Here is a 14,460-nt window from a genome sequence, read left to right as displayed (position 1 = left end):
ATGGGCTCAGTCTTGCGGCGGCAAGATGTAGGGCAGATCGGCCACACGCAGGACGGGGCCGTCAACGGTTCGTGCGTGCAGGCTGCCAGGTTCCCCGGTGGCACTGATTTTCAACTCCGCCAAGGACTCCCAACCGGTCCGGGCCGGGGCGGCGTTGATCACCATGCCGCACGGTTGCGCCGCGTCTGCGCTGTGGACGATTTCGTCACCCGGCTGGAGCGGCCCCTCGCTGAGCACGCGGTAAGTGCGGCGCTTGATGGTTCCCCTGTACTGCATCCGGGCGACGATTTCCTGCCCGGGGTAGCACCCCTTCTTGAAGTCGACCGCCCCGAGAGCTTCGTAATTGAGCATTTGCGGCACGAACTGCTGCGCCGTGGCGGCCGTGATGTGCGGGATGCCGGCCCGAATTTCGGCAAGCGCCCAGTCCTGCGTCGTGCCCGCGGCCAAATGGTTTTGCAGATTCTCGATGCTTTGCATGCCGATGGGGGATTCGGCGACAAGCAATATGCGCCGCATGCCCGGAGCGTCCGGCAGGCGCAGCAGAACCAATCCTACGCGCTCCAGCTGCGTCCATGGGGGGGCGGGGCAGGGCCAGGCGTCCGGCCCCAGGGTCCCGGCATCGTCCGATGGCTGGAGCACGCCGAACACGCCGCGCTGGGCGGTCACATCGTCGAGTTTGCACTGGAGCCGCAGGATGAACATGCGCAAGCGCTTGAGCACGGCTTCAGCCAGCGTGCCGTCGAGCAACAAGTCGATCGCATGATTCCCTTTCTTCCACATCAGGAAATCCGCCAGCATGCGGCCCTGGGGGGTGCAGAACGCTGCCATACGCGCCGTGCCCGGCGGCCAGCTCTTCACGTCCTGGGTCAACTGGGCCTGCAACAATTCGGCGGCTTGCGGGCCGTGGGCCTGCAGGACGGCTAGATGGGGCAGTGCGGTGATGGTTGCGGTCATGCTTGGGGAATCTATGGAGCGAAATGAGGGGCAAGGGCGTCAACATGCTTGGCGAGCCTTGGATGGACGGCCGGTTGCCGCAGCCCGGAAAAAGGCTAGGCTAGTATAGAAAGTTGTCCGTTTTGCCGAGAGTCCGTCCTTGAAAACTCGTTGGCCAGTCCGTCTTTTCCTTCTCGGCATGATCCTCGCGCTCATCGCCGCCGCGTCGTTCGTCGACTGGGCCCTGACACCGATGCGGTTAAGCTCCACGCCGCTGGATTTTTCCGTGAAACCCGGCAGCACGGCGCGCGTGGCGGCCATGCAAATTCGCGATCAAGGAGCAGGGCTCTCGCCGCGCTTGTTCTACTGGCTCGCCCGCCTGAGCGGCAAGGGTACCCAGCTCAAGGCCGGCAGCTATGAAATCGAGCAGGGCACAAGCCCATGGCAATTGCTGCAAAAAATGGCGCGTGGCGACCAGTCCCTGCTGGCCGTCACGGTGCCGGAAGGCTGGACCTTCAAGCAGTTCCTCGATACGTTGAATCAAGCTCCGGGGCTCGACCATGATGCGCAAGGTTTGAGCGCGACGCAGATCATGCAGCGCATCGGCGCCCCTCCTGGCACCCCGCCCGAGGGTTGGTTCTTTCCCGACACATATCTTTATGCGAACGGCTCCTCCGAGTTGACCATTCTCAAGCGTGCGTATCACGCCATGCAAAGGCAGCTCGATGCCGCCTGGGCCGCTCGCCAGCCTGGCCTGCCCTTGCAGACGCCTTATCAGGCTTTGATCCTCGCCTCCATGGTCGAAAAGGAAACCGGCAAGCCAAGCGACCGCGACAAGATCGCCGCCGTGTTCATCAACCGTCTGCGCAATGGCATGCCGCTGCAGAGCGATCCCACCGTGATCTATGCCTTGGGAAGTCGTTATACGGGGGCAATCACGCGCCAGGACCTGCAGATCCCATCGCCATACAACACCTATATCCATGCTGGCTTGCCGCCGACACCGATCGCTTTGCCGGGAGACGCGGCGCTGCAGTCGGTTCTGCATCCAGCTGCCACACGGGCCTTGTATTTCGTCGCCCGCGGCGATGGCAGCAGCGCGTTCTCGGACACGCTCGCGGAGCACAATGCAGCCGTGAACCGCTACATCCTCAAGAGGTCCCCTTGAACACGAACAACAACCGTGGCTTGTTCATTACTCTGGAAGGAATCGACGGGGCGGGCAAGACCACCCAGTTCGACACCATTGCGGGGTTCCTGCGCGCCGCGGGCCGGCACGTGACGACCACACGCGAGCCTGGCGGAACCCCACTGGGCGAGCGCATCCGTGCCTTGCTGCTGACGGAAGCCATGACCACCTCGACCGAGGCGCTGTTGATGTTCGCGGCGCGCCAGGAACATGTCTTGCGGGTGATCGAGCCGGCCTTGCTGCAAGGGCACGACATCGTCTGCGATCGCTTCACCGAAGCCACTTTCGCCTACCAGGGCGCCGGCAAGGGCATCCCACAAGATCGGCTGCAGACTCTTGCACGCTGGGTGCATCCTGGGCTGAAGCCCGATTACACCTTTCTGATCGATGTCCCCGCCGAACTCGCGGCGCGGCGCCTGCATGCGCAAGGCCGAGCACGCGACCGGTTTGAGAACGAATCGCTCGATTTTTTCATGCGCGTGCGCCAACATTACCTCAATATGGCCGAGGCAGAACCTGCGCGCTGGGGCGTAATCGACGGGACGCAGAGTACTGATCAGGTTCGTCTCGACATCATCTATTACATGAAAAATATCATCCAACCTACTGTTTCAAATGGATGATTTTCAACCTATTCTCCTGCATGGCGCTGCCGGCCTGGGCATCTGGAATGCATTGTTCACGGCCGCCTCGGCCATGCTCTGCGAGCAAGCTTCATCGGCTGAAATTCCTGACCCCACCGATCGGAACCTCCGCGCCTGCGGCGAATGCGCGGCGTGCCGCCTGGTTCGCGCGGGGACGCATCCCGATTTGATGGCTCTCGTCCCCGAAGCCATGGCATCGGAATTAGGCCTGAACATTGCCGAGGGCGCGGAATCCTCCACTAGCGGCGAAAAACGCAGCCCCAGCAAAGACATCCCCATCGACGCCATCCGCCAGCTCGTGGACTGGGCGCATGGCACCAGCCATCGAGGCGGACTCAAGGTCGCCGTCGTCTACCCGCTCGATGCGTTGGCGCCCCCTGCCGCCAATGCATTGCTCAAAACACTTGAAGAACCGGCCCCAAGCCTTTATTTTTTAACGGGAACGCATCATCTCGATCGCATTCTTCCTACGCTACGCAGCCGTTGCCGGCTCAAGCCCATGCCGCGCCTGGGGCAAAACGAGGCCTTGCGCATCCTGCGGGAACGAGGCGTTGCAGACCCCAAGGATGTGGCCAACTGGTGCCGCAATGCCGTGCATGGGGCGGACCCCGATGGCGGGCTGGCCTGGGCGCGACATTTGCTGAGCGCGCTGCCCATACAGGGGAAGACCCAAGGGCATGCCGGCCCTATCGGCGCGCCGCCCGCACTGCCGATTGCCGTTGCCGCCTTGCAAAAACTCAATGCGGACATGCTACGCACGCAATTTGGGCAGCAGCCACTGTATCTACCGACCGAAGCGCCCACCCTCGCAACGCTCGGAAGGCAGGCCGGCGTGGTGCGGCTGCAATCTTTCTGGCGGCGGCTTGTCGAATACAGCGGCACCGCCCATTTTCCGCTTCATGCCGGACTGACCGCCGACGCATTGACCCTAGAATTCAAGCAACTCTTCCGATGGAGCGCGCATTGAGATGGCCACGACTTCCGCACCCTCAGCCCCCGGCGGGCTTGGCGCCCGCCCCAGCGTCATCCAGCTTGCGATCAAGGAAAAACCCGCCCTTTATGCCGCGTTCATTCCCTTCTTCCCGGAAGGCGGCATTTTCATTCCAACCACGCGTGAATATCGCCTGGGGGATGATGTCTATCTGCTCTTGACCGTCATGGACAATCCCCAGCGCTTTCCTGTCGCGGGAAAAGTCGCCTGGGTCACGCCAGCCAACGCCGCCGGGAACAAGACCCAGGGCATCGGCGTACGCTTTCCGGGCGATGAAAAATCACGCCAGTTGCGCCAAACGATCGAGGACATTCTCGGGCCGACCGCGGAAATCGCGAGCCGTGTCACCCATACCCTGTAACTGCGCAGCCTCCTTCGTCGCCCTCGGGCACGTATCGATCCATCCACCTGACCGCCAATCTGGCGGTCTTTCTCCATGGCTTTGACCGACTCACACTGCCACCTCAATTTTCCTGGCTTGCGCGAGCGCCTGGATGACATCTTGTCGGCCATGGACGCCAACGGTGTAACGCGGGCCATGAACATCTGCACGCAGATCGAGGAATTCGACGACGTGCTCGCCTCTGCCGTGCAACACCCGCAGATCTGGGCGACCGTCGGCGTGCATCCCGACCAGGAGGGCCTGACGGAGCCCGATGTGTCCCAACTTGCTGAATTGGCAAGCCATCCGCGTGTCCTTGCGCTGGGGGAAACTGGATTGGATTACTTCCGCCTCGAGGGGCGCACGCCCGCGGACATGGAGTGGCAGAGACACCGTTTTCGCGCCCACATTCAGGCCGCACGCCAAGTCGGCAAGCCACTGGTGATCCACACGCGGTCGGCGGCTGACGATACGCTGTCCATCCTGAGAGAAGAGGGCGCCGAAGTCGTGGGAGGGGTGTTCCATTGCTTTACGGAGACCTGGGACGTGGCGAAACAAGCTCTGGACCTCGGCTTCTACATATCCCTTTCCGGCATCTTGACATTCAAAAACGCCAATGACTTACGAGAGATAGCGAAGAAATTACCCGAGGATCGTATCCTGATTGAGACCGACAGCCCCTATCTCGCGCCAACGCCTTTTAGAGGTCAAACCAACCAACCTGCCTACACACGCTTCGTCGCCCGCTGCCTTGCACAATTAAGGGGCGGCACGGAGGAAGCTGTCGAGCAGTACACAGAACGTAATTTTGATCGTCTTTTCATGAGGTTAGATGGAAAATTTCAATAAAAAACATAACTTGAAACCAGCTTGGTGCATTATTGCATAAGAACATGAGAAAAATTTCCTATCTTATTGTTTTGATTGTATTAATCTCCGCCTCACCTTGGGCTGCAGCGGGGTCTTATACCGATTTTTTTCGTGCCATCGCGACGGACGACACCGCCGCCGTGCAGGCCTTGCTCGCCAAAGGCTTCGATCCGAACGCCGTGGATGCGCGTGGAAATTCCGCGCTTTATCTGGCCCTCAAGGACAAGTCCTTCGACGTTGCCAAGGTCTTGATTGCACAACCCAAGCTGAACTTGAATCAACTCAATCCCAGTGACGAAAACGCATTGATGATCGCCTGCTTGGAAGGCGATGACGACCTGGTCGAGAAGATGGTCGCGCGCGGCGCTGAAATCAACAAACCCGGCTGGACGCCCCTGGCTTATGCGGCAACCAACGGCCATACCCGAATCGTGAAATACCTGCTGGACCACGCTGCTTATATCGACGCAGCCGCGCCCAACGGCACCACGGCGTTGATGATGGCCGCATATTTTGGCCATGACGCCACGGTGAAACTCTTGCTCGAGGAGGGTGCGGACCCGGGCTTGAAGAACGCCATGGGTTTCACGGCGCTAGACCTGGCTACGCAACGCGGTCACATGGCGGCTGCGAAGCTGATCGCCCACGCCATCGCCATGGATCGACAATCAGGCCATTGGTAATGGGCCACGCGTGCCGGCTGTAGAAAGCTAGCTTGAGTCACACACATCAGAGCATATTGGCATTATGTTAAATGTTGTTGAACGGAAGCCCCCCACCTTGAAATTTGTCTTGGCACGCTCATCTGCGAACTTGAACGAGGATGTTTTTCCTCACGAGGCAGCTATGAACGAGCACCCTGTCATCAATTCTTCACCCCCTGAGCACCTGCATTCGCTCGCTTCCCTCGCATACCTGCTCGAACGCCTGGAGCGAAGCCCGTTGCAAGTCAGTGCGGATCAGTATCGGCTTGTCGCGCTGCGACTTCGCGATGAGCTCGCGGGCGCCCGATTGGATGCTCGGCTTGATGCCTTGCTGCGTGCGTATCCTGCAGCTTCTGAAATGTATGAGAACCTGCAATACGAACAGGCCGGATTGTGTCGCTGTGCGCTGGACGCTTCGGCCCGGACGGAGATACTGGCGAAACGGATTCTGCGCGATGTCGCGGGGAGCGCCGACGCATGACCTTTAGAAGTGGATGTAGATCGCAAGCAAGTCGCAGACGATGGCATTGTTGTTGATTTCTCCGGCAAAAAATGCCCTGTGCGTCTCGCTGGTGAGGGGGCCGTCGATCCCGAACTTGAACTGGATCTCGCCATGATGCGCGAGCGCAGTTTGCGCAAGCAACTCATACTTTGCCCATGCCTTGGCCTTGATATAGGCTGCCACAACCACCCGTTTTTCTTGATCGAGGCGCATGGAAGCCAGGCCGAAGCGTTCGGCATCGATGCTTCTGTGCAGGACGACGCTCGTATATTCGCCGACGACATGGTGGCCGCCTTCTGCGAGATTCGTTTCGTGGTAGACGCCGACCGAGGCCTCGCAGTCATGAATGGCGAGGATCGGCGTTGATTTCTCAGTCAGTGCCTCGGCGTCCACATGGCTGCGGCCGGCGTAGTCGTAGGCCATGTGCTCACCGTCCAGGGCCATCGTTCTGAGCTTGCCTTTGGTGACGGACCATCCCATGATGCAGCCTCCCGACAGAAATGCATTCCAGCAACCGACGTCAGGCCCAGTGCAGGCCGTCTACCGGTCATGTTGTATCGATCACCCATCCATAAAGATGGCCTTCGGCAGTTTTGACCCAGCCTACGGGAATCACACACGCAAGGCAACTACGCTGGGCGATGCCTTCCAATGCCTGATCGACTTGGGCCGGATTGGCGCCCTTCTCCACCAGCTGCTTCGCGTACCGAGCACCACCATGGCCTTTGCTGCATTCGCCGAGCGACGACATGGCAGGCCCAAGACGAAACTTGCCGCAAAATAAAATTCCGCAATGCGGCATGCCTGATGCCGATCACCCGCCCTCCCCGCCCATGAACCATGCCTCCGCCAATTCCCCTGCGTCGTCGTTCCATTGGGATGATCCGCTGCGCCTCGACCTGCAACTCACGGATGACGAATCGACCCTGCGTCAGGCCACGGCCGATTTTTGTCTGCGTGAACTGGCGCCCAGAGTGCTGGAGGCCTTCCGCCACGAGACCGCCGACCCGTCCCTGTTCCGCATCTTCGGCGCCATGGGCTTGCTCGGTTCCACGCTGCCCAGCGAATATGGCGGTGGCGGGCTCAACCATGTCTGCTACGGCCTGATCGCTCGTGAGGTCGAGCGTGTCGATTCGGGCTATCGCTCGATGCTGAGCGTGCAGTCGTCCCTGGTCATGCTGCCCATCTATGCCTTCGGTACCGAGGCGCAGCGCCGCCATTACCTGCCCAAGTTGGCCTGCGGGGACTGGATTGGCTGTTTCGGCCTGACCGAACCCGACCATGGCTCCGACCCCGGCGGCATGCGCACCCGCGCTACCGAGGTTCCAGGCGGATTCAAGCTGCATGGCAGCAAGACCTGGATCAGCAATGCGCCTATCGCCGACGTGTTCGTGGTCTGGGCCAAGAACGACGCGGGAAAGATCCGCGGCTACCTCCTCGACAAAGGGATGCGCGGCCTTTCAGCGCCCAAGATCGAAGGCAAGGTGGGGCTGCGCACCTCGATCACCGGCGAGATCGTGATGAACGACGTCTTTGTCCCCGCCGACCACGAACTACCACACGCCGAGGGTCTCAAGGCGCCGTTCACATGCCTGAATTCGGCACGCTATGGCATTGCCTGGGGCGCGCTGGGCGCCGCCGAATCGTGCTGGCATACTGCGCGGCAATACGTGCTCGACCGCAAGCAATTCGGGCGTCCGCTGGCGGCCAACCAGCTCGTGCAAAAAAAACTGGCCGACATGCAGACCGAAATCGCGCTGGGGCTGCAAGCCTGTCTGCGACTGGGCCGGATGAAGGACGAAGGCGTCGACGCGCCCGAAATCACCTCCATGCTCAAGCGCAACGCATGCGGCAAGGCGCTGGATGTGGCCCGCATGGCGCGCGACATGCTGGGCGGCAACGGCATTTCGGATACCTACGGCGTGATTCGCCACCTCGTGAACCTGGAAGTGGTCAATACCTACGAAGGCACGCATGACATACACGCCTTGATCCTGGGTCGGGCGCAAACGGGCATCCAGGCGTTCACGGCTTGAGGCATCCGGCCGTCCCGCTGGCCACAACGTGGGACCACGGCGGAACGATACAACGCGATGGTTTCAGCCGTGGGCGTGGGCGAACACCAGGAATGCCTCCGAGCCATCGCGCACCAGGCGGCAGCGTGCGCCATGCGGCAGCGTCAGCTTGGTCTGCACGTGCCCGAAAGGCAAGCCCGTGATGAGCGGCACGCCATGGGGCTTGAGTTGCCCACGCAGCCAGGCGACCGCCGAGTTCAAGTCGAAGCCTGCGTCATGCGGCGTGAGCTTGTAGTCGGTGAACGCCCCCAGAACCACCGCTTTCTGGCGTTGCAGCACGCCGGTCTGCAGAAGCTGGATCAGCATGCGTTCGATGCAGTAGGGATGCTCGGTCACGTCTTCCAGGAACAGCACGCCACGCACTCTGGGCAGGTAAGGCGTGCCGACCAGGCTGGCCACGAGGCTGAGATTGCCACCCCACAACACGCCGCGCGCGTCGAGGCCGCGCGGCGCGTCGCTGCAGGCAAAACCCACGGCTTCCTGGCTGCCGTCATGGGCGTCGAGGAAACTGTCCACGGTGATGTCGTCGAGCTTGTCGGAACCGAAGTCGAAAGCAGCCATCGGACCGCTGTGCGTGACGGCGCCGGTTTGCGCCAGCATGGCCAGTTGCAGCGCGGTGAAGTCGCTATGCCCGACCCAGAACTGACGCCGCTGGGTCACGGCCTCGTGCAGCAGGGCATAGTCGAGCCGGGGCAGGATGCGCGACAAGCCATAACCTCCCCGTGTGGCCATCACCACATGCGCCTTGCTGCGCGCGGCCCGGTGCACGGCCTGCACACGCTGCGTATCCGTGCCGGCAAAGCGCTGCACGCGCCCCAAGGCCTGGGGATCCAGCTCGACACGAAAACCCAGAGCCTGCAAATGCGCTTGCGCGCGTGCGATGCGCTGCGCGTCGGGAACCGCTCCCGAAGGCGAGAGCAGACGCAGCAGGCCTCGGGACGTGGGCGGGGTTTGTGTTGGCGGGGAGTCGGTCATGGCGATTCGGGGTTTGACGTTGCAGCGGCATCGGGTTCGTCAAGATGCCGCACGTCGATGCCGGCCAGCGGGGCTGGACCTTCGGCGTGCAACGATGCGTGCTGTTCGTCTGGGTCAGCGCGATCGGCCGGTATCGCCGGCTTCTGCTGCAGCGCCTGTGTCTGACGCCGCCGTTCGCGAAAAAAATCCTGCAGCAGACGGGCGCAATCCTGCGCCTCCACCCCACCTCGCAAAGCACAGTGGTGGTTGAGGCGCGGTTCGTCGAATAGGTTGATCACGCTTCCCGCTGCGCCTGTCTTGGGATCTGGCGCGCCGAAGACGACACGATCGAGCCTCGCATGCATCAAGGCCATCGCGCACATGGCGCAAGGTTCCAGCGTGACGTAGAGCGTGCACCCCGGCAGGCGGTAATTGCCGAGCAGACTCGCCGCTTGCCGCAATGCGACGATTTCGGCATGCGCGGTGGGGTCGTTGTCGCCGATGGGCCGGTTGTAACCGGTGGCGATCACCCTGCCCTCGCGCACGATCACCGCACCGACTGGAACTTCGCCCAGCAGCCAGGCGTTCTGCGCCTGATCGAGGGCCTGACGCATGAAGGCCTTGTCGGTCAGGTCGATCTCCGCGCTCAAGGCTGGCTTCCATTCGTCCCGGCGGGACGCGATGCGTGGATGGCCTGTTCAAGTTCCTGTTTGTATTGCTGGGGTGTGATCAACCCGGCGTGCTCGCCCATGGTCGAGGCGGAACTGCCTGCCGCGGGAGCGGTGAGTCCTTGCATTTGCGTCTTGGCTGCGAGCAGGACCAGCAGCAGGGCCACGACCAGGGCCAGGACACTGAACAGCATTTTCATGGGGAACAATGGAAATCGACGAGCCAGCCAGCAGCATAGCCGGACCTGGCAGTGCGATCTCAAGCCGTCGGACGAAGCATGCGCCAAGCCAGCAAGGGCAGATGGCTGGAGACAGGAATGCGCGGGATGGCGATCGGGTCGACTCCGGCCAGCACGTGCCCCTCCTGCGTCGTTACAGCGGCACGATAAGTTCGACGGGCTACGGCGCGGACTCGCGCGTCGCTGGAGCCGTTGGGGTAGCAGAACAAATCGACCGTACGCCTCAGCCGCGCCTCGAGCAAGGCGCGGCTCTCGTGCAGTTCCCAGCGCAGGCTCGCATCGTCGAGGGTGGGCAGGATGGGGTGCGACATGGTGTGCGAGCCGATGGTGATCAGCGCCGGATCGAGTTGCGCGAAATCGTCCCAGGCCAGAGGATCGAAGCGATCGCTCTCCTCGGAAGTCGGCGCGAAATCGGGCGAGGCGTCCCGAATGCGCTGCTCGACATCCTGGCGCTTGCCAGGCGTCAGGGTCTTCATCCAGTCGATGATGGGTTCGACCGCGCTCTGCGGGGCGCCGGCCAGGTTCGCCACGCTGGTGCGCGTCGGCGCGTCCATGCGATTCAAGCGAGCACGGGCCTCGTGATTCCAGAGCCATCGCCCAGACTCGATCAATCCTGGACAGACAAAGTACGTGGCGGGTATGCCCAGCCGCTTGAGTACCGGATAAGCGTGCCGCAGGTGGTTGCGCAAGCCGTCATCGAAGGTGAGCGCCACGTCGCCGCCCGCCGGCTTGCCCGAGGCCAGGTTTTCCAGCAAAGTATCCAAGGAAACCAGACGATAGCGGCTTTGCATCCAGCGCAGCAAGGCCTCGAAGCCGGGTACGGGCAGATCGGGCCCGCCCACTCCATGCAGCATGACGACGCGCCGCACAAGCTGGCGACGCGCCAGCCGTTCGGACAGACCACTGCACAACGCAAGAAAATGTAGGAAGTGGCCCAATGTCGCCTCCAAGCAGCCCGTGCAGATGATTTTCGCACGAGGCCGGGCGCCCGAACGGGGCCACCCCCCGAATCGGTGGCGCCGAGAGTCGGGGGGGCCAGGTGTGCCAAGAACACGTGGGAACAATAGAAATGTGGGATCCGCCTACTCCCACTCGATCGTGGCCGGAGGCTTGGATGAAATGTCGTAGGTGACGCGGTTGATGCCGCGCACTTCGTTGATGATGCGGCCGGACACCTTCTTGAGCAGGGCGTAGGGCAGTTCGGCCCAATCGGCAGTCATGAAATCGCTGGTCTGCACCGCGCGCAGCGCGACCACATAGTCGTAGGTACGGCCATCGCCCATCACGCCCACGCTCTTGACAGGCAGGAACACGGCGAACGCCTGCGAGGTCAGTTCATACCATGTCTTGCCCGTGGCGGCGTCGCGGGTGTTGCGCAGTTCCTCGATGAAAATGGCGTCGGCCCGGCGCAGCAGTTCCGCGTATTCGCGGCGGACTTCGCCAAGAATGCGAACCCCCATTCCCGGACCCGGGAATGGGTGGCGATGCACCATGTCGGGCGGCAGTCCAAGCGCTACGCCAAGTTCGCGAACCTCGTCTTTGAACAGTTCCCGCAGCGGCTCCAGCAGCTTGAGCCCCAGGGTTTCGGGCAGGCCGCCGACGTTGTGGTGGCTCTTGATGGTGATGGCCTTCTTGGTCTTGGCGCCGCCGGACTCGATGACGTCCGGGTAGATCGTGCCCTGCGCCAGCCACTTGGCATTGACCAGTTTCTTGGCCTCGCGCTGGAAGACCTCGACGAACTCGCGGCCGATGATCTTGCGTTTCTGTTCCGGATCCTGCACCCCAGCCAAGGCGCCGAGGAATTCCGCACTCGCATCGACGTGCACGACCTTGGCATGCAAGCGCCCGGCGAACATCTCCATGACCAGTTGCGCTTCGTTCATGCGCAGCAGGCCATGGTCGACGAAGACGCAGGTGAGCTGGTCGCCGATGGCCCGGTGAATGAGGGCGGCGGCGACGCTGGAATCGACCCCGCCGGACAAGCCGAGAATGACCTCCTCGCTGCCGACCTGCTCGCGTATGCGCGCAATCGCCTCCGTGATGTAGTCGCCCATGACCCAATCGGGTTTGGCGCCGCAGATGTCGAGCACGAAGCGACCCAAGATCTCTCGCCCTCGAACCGTGTGCGTCACTTCGGGATGGAATTGCACGGCGTAGTAACCGCGGGATTCATCGGCCATGCCGGCGATGGGGCAACTCGGCGTGCTTGCCATGAGCTTGAAACCCGGGGGCAGCTGGGTCACCTTGTCGCCGTGGCTCATCCAGACCTTGAGCATGCCGTGCCCTTCGGGCGTGCGGAAGTCCTCGATGCCGTCGAAGAGCCGGGTGTGGCCGCGCGCGCGCACCTCTGCATAACCGAATTCGCGGTGGCTGCTGGCATCGACTTCGCCGCCGAGCTGCACGGTCATGGTGAACATGCCGTAGCAAATGCCAAGCACCGGCACGCCGGCATCCCAGACGGCCTGGGGGGCGCGCAAGTCCTGATCCTCGTAGGTGCTGGCATGGCTGCCGGAGAGGATGATGCCCTTGGGGTTGAATTGCCGGATGAAGTCATCGCTGACGTCGTTCGGGTGGATTTCGCAGTACACATGCGCTTCGCGCACGCGGCGTGCAATGAGCTGCGTTACCTGGGAACCGAAGTCCAGGATCAGAATTTTGTCGTGCATGTGGCTGGGTCCGTGGCCAGGCAGGGTGTCGAGCCGAGGACTCTGTCCTCGGCTGGCGTCAATCGACGTGATAGTTGGGCGCTTCCTTGGTGATCTGCACGTCATGGACGTGGCTCTCGCGCATACCCGCGGAGGTGATTTCCACGAATTGCGCCTGACTGCGCATGTCCTCGATGCTGGCGCAGCCGCAATAGCCCAGTGAAGACCGCACACCACCCACGAGCTGGTACAGGATGGCCGCCAGGGGACCCTTGAACGGCACGCGACCCTCGATTCCCTCGGGCACGAATTTCTCGGCCCCGGCGGCCGAGGAAGCCTGGGTGCCGTCCTGGAAGTAGCGGTCGGCCGAACCGGCGTTCATCGCGCCGATGGAACCCATGCCGCGGTAGGTCTTGTACGAGCGTCCCTGATACAGGATGACCTCCCCCGGCGCCTCTTCCGTGCCGGCGAACATGCTGCCCATCATCACGGTGTGCGCGCCGGCGGCGATGGCCTTGGCGATATCGCCGGAATAGCGCACGCCGCCGTCAGCCACCAGCGGAATACCTGTGCCCTGGAGCGCCTGGGCGACATTGGCGATGGCCGTGATCTGCGGCACGCCCACACCAGCCACGATGCGTGTGGTGCAAATCGAGCCGGGGCCGATACCGACCTTGACGCCATCGCCGCCTGCGTCGGCCAGCGCGCGCGCAGCTTCGGCGGTGGCGATGTTGCCTCCGATCACATCCACGTCCGGGAAATTCTGCTTGACCCAGCGCACACGATCGATGACCCCCTGGCTGTGTCCGTGCGCGGTATCCACCACGATCACGTCCACGCCGGCGCGCACCAGCGCCTCGACGCGTTCCTCGGTGCCCTCGCCCACGCCCACGGCCGCGCCCACCCGCAGCTTGCCCTGGGGATCACGCGCCGCGTTCGGCCGTTCCGTGGCTTTCTGGATGTCCTTCACGGTCATCAGGCCGCGTAGTTCGAAGGCGTCGTTGATCACCAGCACGCGTTCCAGGCGATGCTCGTGCATCAAAGCCTTGGCTTCGTCCAGTGTGGCGCCCTCGCGCACCGTGACCAGGCGTTCGCGTGGCGTCATGATGTCGCGCACCGGAGCATCCAGGCGGGTCTCGAAACGCAGATCCCGATTGGTGACGATACCGACCACCTTGCCGTTTTCGATGACCGGAAAACCGGAAATACCATGCTGGTGCGACAAGGCCAGCACGTCGCGGACCTTCACCCCGGGAGAAATCGTGATCGGGTCCTTCAATACGCCGGATTCGAAACGCTTGACCCGCGCCACTTCCGTGGCTTGGGCCTTGGGCGTGAGATTCTTGTGGATGATGCCGATGCCGCCTTCCTGCGCGATCGCGATGGCCAGCTTGGACTCCGTGACCGTGTCCATGGCTGCCGAAACAAGCGGGATATTCAAGCTGACGCGCCGCGTCAGGCGGGTTGAAAGGCTGGTGTCTTTGGGTAAAACTTGTGAATAAGCCGGGACCAATAACACGTCGTCAAAGGTCAACGCTTTTCCGAGAAGGCGCATAAATCCTCCAGGCGCAAAACGCGATGATAAAAGACGCGGCGATTTTGCATCGCGCGCCGGTGCGGCGAGCCGGCAACACAGCGGCGTCAACCATGCCCAAGTGGATGAA

General features: G+C 62.3%; 17 protein-coding genes. 8 read left to right on the top strand and 9 right to left on the bottom strand.

Annotated features, from left to right (window positions below):
• Positions 1-6 precede the first annotated feature (6 nt).
• On the bottom strand, positions 7-954 hold the full coding sequence (gene ygfZ / locus THIARS_RS15505) for a CAF17-like 4Fe-4S cluster assembly/insertion protein YgfZ (RefSeq protein WP_186436706.1): 948 nt from the start codon (positions 952-954) through the stop codon (positions 7-9).
• Between the two features lie 178 nt (positions 955-1,132).
• Between ygfZ and mltG the strand changes: the two genes are divergently transcribed.
• The 7 genes from mltG (at position 1,133) to THIARS_RS15470 (ending at position 6,194) form a co-directional block, all read left to right on the top strand.
• Positions 1,133-2,101, top strand: a complete 969-nt coding sequence (gene mltG, locus THIARS_RS15500) for an endolytic transglycosylase MltG (protein ID WP_094161682.1) — start codon at positions 1,133-1,135, stop codon at positions 2,099-2,101.
• A complete protein-coding gene (tmk, locus tag THIARS_RS15495) occupies positions 2,098-2,745 on the top strand; it encodes a dTMP kinase (protein WP_094161681.1) in 648 nt (215 codons plus the stop codon). The genes mltG and tmk overlap by 4 nt, the downstream gene beginning before the upstream one ends.
• Positions 2,738-3,733, top strand: a complete 996-nt coding sequence (locus THIARS_RS15490; RefSeq protein WP_094161680.1) for a hypothetical protein — start codon at positions 2,738-2,740, stop codon at positions 3,731-3,733. The genes tmk and THIARS_RS15490 overlap by 8 nt, the downstream gene beginning before the upstream one ends.
• Before the next feature lies 1 nt (position 3,734).
• Positions 3,735-4,118, top strand: coding sequence for a PilZ domain-containing protein (locus THIARS_RS15485; RefSeq protein WP_094161679.1), 384 nt, complete (start codon positions 3,735-3,737; stop codon positions 4,116-4,118).
• A gap of 75 nt (positions 4,119-4,193) precedes the next feature.
• Complete coding sequence (locus tag THIARS_RS15480) at positions 4,194-4,988, top strand: TatD family hydrolase (protein ID WP_094161678.1); 795 nt, start codon at positions 4,194-4,196, stop codon at positions 4,986-4,988.
• 44 nt (positions 4,989-5,032) lie between these two features.
• Complete coding sequence (locus tag THIARS_RS15475; RefSeq protein ID WP_094161677.1) at positions 5,033-5,692, top strand: ankyrin repeat domain-containing protein; 660 nt, start codon at positions 5,033-5,035, stop codon at positions 5,690-5,692.
• 97 nt (positions 5,693-5,789) lie between these two features.
• Entirely contained in the window at positions 5,790-6,194 is a 405-nt protein-coding gene (locus THIARS_RS15470; protein WP_186436705.1) for a hypothetical protein, read from the top strand.
• Between the two features lie 3 nt (positions 6,195-6,197).
• Here the strand turns inward: THIARS_RS15470 and THIARS_RS15465 are convergent, their stop codons facing one another.
• Positions 6,198-6,695 carry a hypothetical protein gene (locus THIARS_RS15465; RefSeq protein ID WP_094161676.1) on the bottom strand — a complete coding sequence of 166 codons (498 nt, stop codon included), beginning with the start codon at positions 6,693-6,695 and terminating at the stop codon, positions 6,198-6,200.
• A gap of 67 nt (positions 6,696-6,762) precedes the next feature.
• The gene (locus THIARS_RS18410) at positions 6,763-6,966 is read right to left on the bottom strand and encodes a hypothetical protein (protein WP_141202441.1); all 204 of its coding nucleotides are present in this window, start codon (positions 6,964-6,966) and stop codon (positions 6,763-6,765) included.
• An 82-nt stretch (positions 6,967-7,048) separates the two neighbouring features.
• Between THIARS_RS18410 and THIARS_RS15455 the strand changes: the two genes are divergently transcribed.
• Positions 7,049-8,251: an acyl-CoA dehydrogenase gene (locus THIARS_RS15455; protein WP_094161674.1), complete on the top strand. Its 1,203-nt coding sequence runs from the start codon at positions 7,049-7,051 to the stop codon at positions 8,249-8,251.
• 63 nt (positions 8,252-8,314) lie between these two features.
• On the opposite strand, the gene THIARS_RS15450 is transcribed toward THIARS_RS15455, so the two are convergent.
• The 6 genes from THIARS_RS15450 to guaB all read right to left on the bottom strand — a co-directional run bounded on the left by THIARS_RS15450 (position 8,315) and on the right by guaB (position 14,351).
• The gene (locus THIARS_RS15450) at positions 8,315-9,265 is read right to left on the bottom strand and encodes an LD-carboxypeptidase (RefSeq protein ID WP_094161673.1); all 951 of its coding nucleotides are present in this window, start codon (positions 9,263-9,265) and stop codon (positions 8,315-8,317) included.
• On the bottom strand, positions 9,262-9,858 hold the full coding sequence (gene tadA, locus THIARS_RS15445) for a tRNA adenosine(34) deaminase TadA (protein WP_245846001.1): 597 nt from the start codon (positions 9,856-9,858) through the stop codon (positions 9,262-9,264). The genes THIARS_RS15450 and tadA overlap by 4 nt, the downstream gene beginning before the upstream one ends.
• Positions 9,859-9,890: 32 nt before the next feature.
• Entirely contained in the window at positions 9,891-10,112 is a 222-nt protein-coding gene (locus THIARS_RS15440; protein ID WP_094161671.1) for a hypothetical protein, read from the bottom strand.
• 59 nt (positions 10,113-10,171) lie between these two features.
• Positions 10,172-11,005, bottom strand: a complete 834-nt coding sequence (locus THIARS_RS15435; protein WP_141202440.1) for a polysaccharide deacetylase family protein — start codon at positions 11,003-11,005, stop codon at positions 10,172-10,174.
• Between the two features lie 228 nt (positions 11,006-11,233).
• The gene (guaA, locus tag THIARS_RS15430; RefSeq protein ID WP_094161669.1) at positions 11,234-12,817 is read right to left on the bottom strand and encodes a glutamine-hydrolyzing GMP synthase; all 1,584 of its coding nucleotides are present in this window, start codon (positions 12,815-12,817) and stop codon (positions 11,234-11,236) included.
• Between the two features lie 58 nt (positions 12,818-12,875).
• The gene (gene guaB, locus THIARS_RS15425; protein WP_094161668.1) at positions 12,876-14,351 is read right to left on the bottom strand and encodes an IMP dehydrogenase; all 1,476 of its coding nucleotides are present in this window, start codon (positions 14,349-14,351) and stop codon (positions 12,876-12,878) included.
• Between the last annotated feature and the right edge of the window lie 109 nt (positions 14,352-14,460).

This window comes from Thiomonas delicata (assembly GCF_900088825.1).
In the GTDB taxonomy this organism is placed as follows: Bacteria; Pseudomonadota; Gammaproteobacteria; order Burkholderiales; family Burkholderiaceae_C; genus Thiomonas_A; species Thiomonas_A delicata.
The sequence above is the reverse complement of the archived record's forward strand: the minus strand, read 5'-3'. Positions and strand labels throughout refer to the sequence as shown.

Excerpts from the sequence above, each read along its gene's own strand:
- ygfZ (WP_186436706.1), bottom strand. The coding sequence starts at position 954 with ATGACCGCAACCATCACCGCACTGCCCCATCTAGCCGTCCTGCAGGCC.
- mltG (WP_094161682.1), top strand. The coding sequence starts at position 1,133 with ATGATCCTCGCGCTCATCGCCGCCGCGTCGTTCGTCGACTGGGCCCTG.
- THIARS_RS15490 (WP_094161680.1), top strand. The coding sequence starts at position 2,738 with ATGGATGATTTTCAACCTATTCTCCTGCATGGCGCTGCCGGCCTGGGC.
- THIARS_RS15485 (WP_094161679.1), top strand. The coding sequence starts at position 3,735 with ATGGCCACGACTTCCGCACCCTCAGCCCCCGGCGGGCTTGGCGCCCGC.
- THIARS_RS15480 (WP_094161678.1), top strand. The coding sequence starts at position 4,194 with ATGGCTTTGACCGACTCACACTGCCACCTCAATTTTCCTGGCTTGCGC.
- THIARS_RS15475 (WP_094161677.1), top strand. The coding sequence starts at position 5,033 with ATGAGAAAAATTTCCTATCTTATTGTTTTGATTGTATTAATCTCCGCC.
- THIARS_RS15465 (WP_094161676.1), bottom strand. The coding sequence starts at position 6,695 with ATGGGATGGTCCGTCACCAAAGGCAAGCTCAGAACGATGGCCCTGGAC.
- THIARS_RS18410 (WP_141202441.1), bottom strand. The coding sequence starts at position 6,966 with ATGTCGTCGCTCGGCGAATGCAGCAAAGGCCATGGTGGTGCTCGGTAC.
- THIARS_RS15455 (WP_094161674.1), top strand. The coding sequence starts at position 7,049 with ATGAACCATGCCTCCGCCAATTCCCCTGCGTCGTCGTTCCATTGGGAT.
- THIARS_RS15450 (WP_094161673.1), bottom strand. The coding sequence starts at position 9,265 with ATGACCGACTCCCCGCCAACACAAACCCCGCCCACGTCCCGAGGCCTG.
- tadA (WP_245846001.1), bottom strand. The coding sequence starts at position 9,858 with ATGCGTCAGGCCCTCGATCAGGCGCAGAACGCCTGGCTGCTGGGCGAA.
- THIARS_RS15440 (WP_094161671.1), bottom strand. The coding sequence starts at position 10,112 with ATGAAAATGCTGTTCAGTGTCCTGGCCCTGGTCGTGGCCCTGCTGCTG.
- THIARS_RS15435 (WP_141202440.1), bottom strand. The coding sequence starts at position 11,005 with ATGCTGCATGGAGTGGGCGGGCCCGATCTGCCCGTACCCGGCTTCGAG.
- guaA (WP_094161669.1), bottom strand. The coding sequence starts at position 12,817 with ATGCACGACAAAATTCTGATCCTGGACTTCGGTTCCCAGGTAACGCAG.
- guaB (WP_094161668.1), bottom strand. The coding sequence starts at position 14,351 with ATGCGCCTTCTCGGAAAAGCGTTGACCTTTGACGACGTGTTATTGGTC.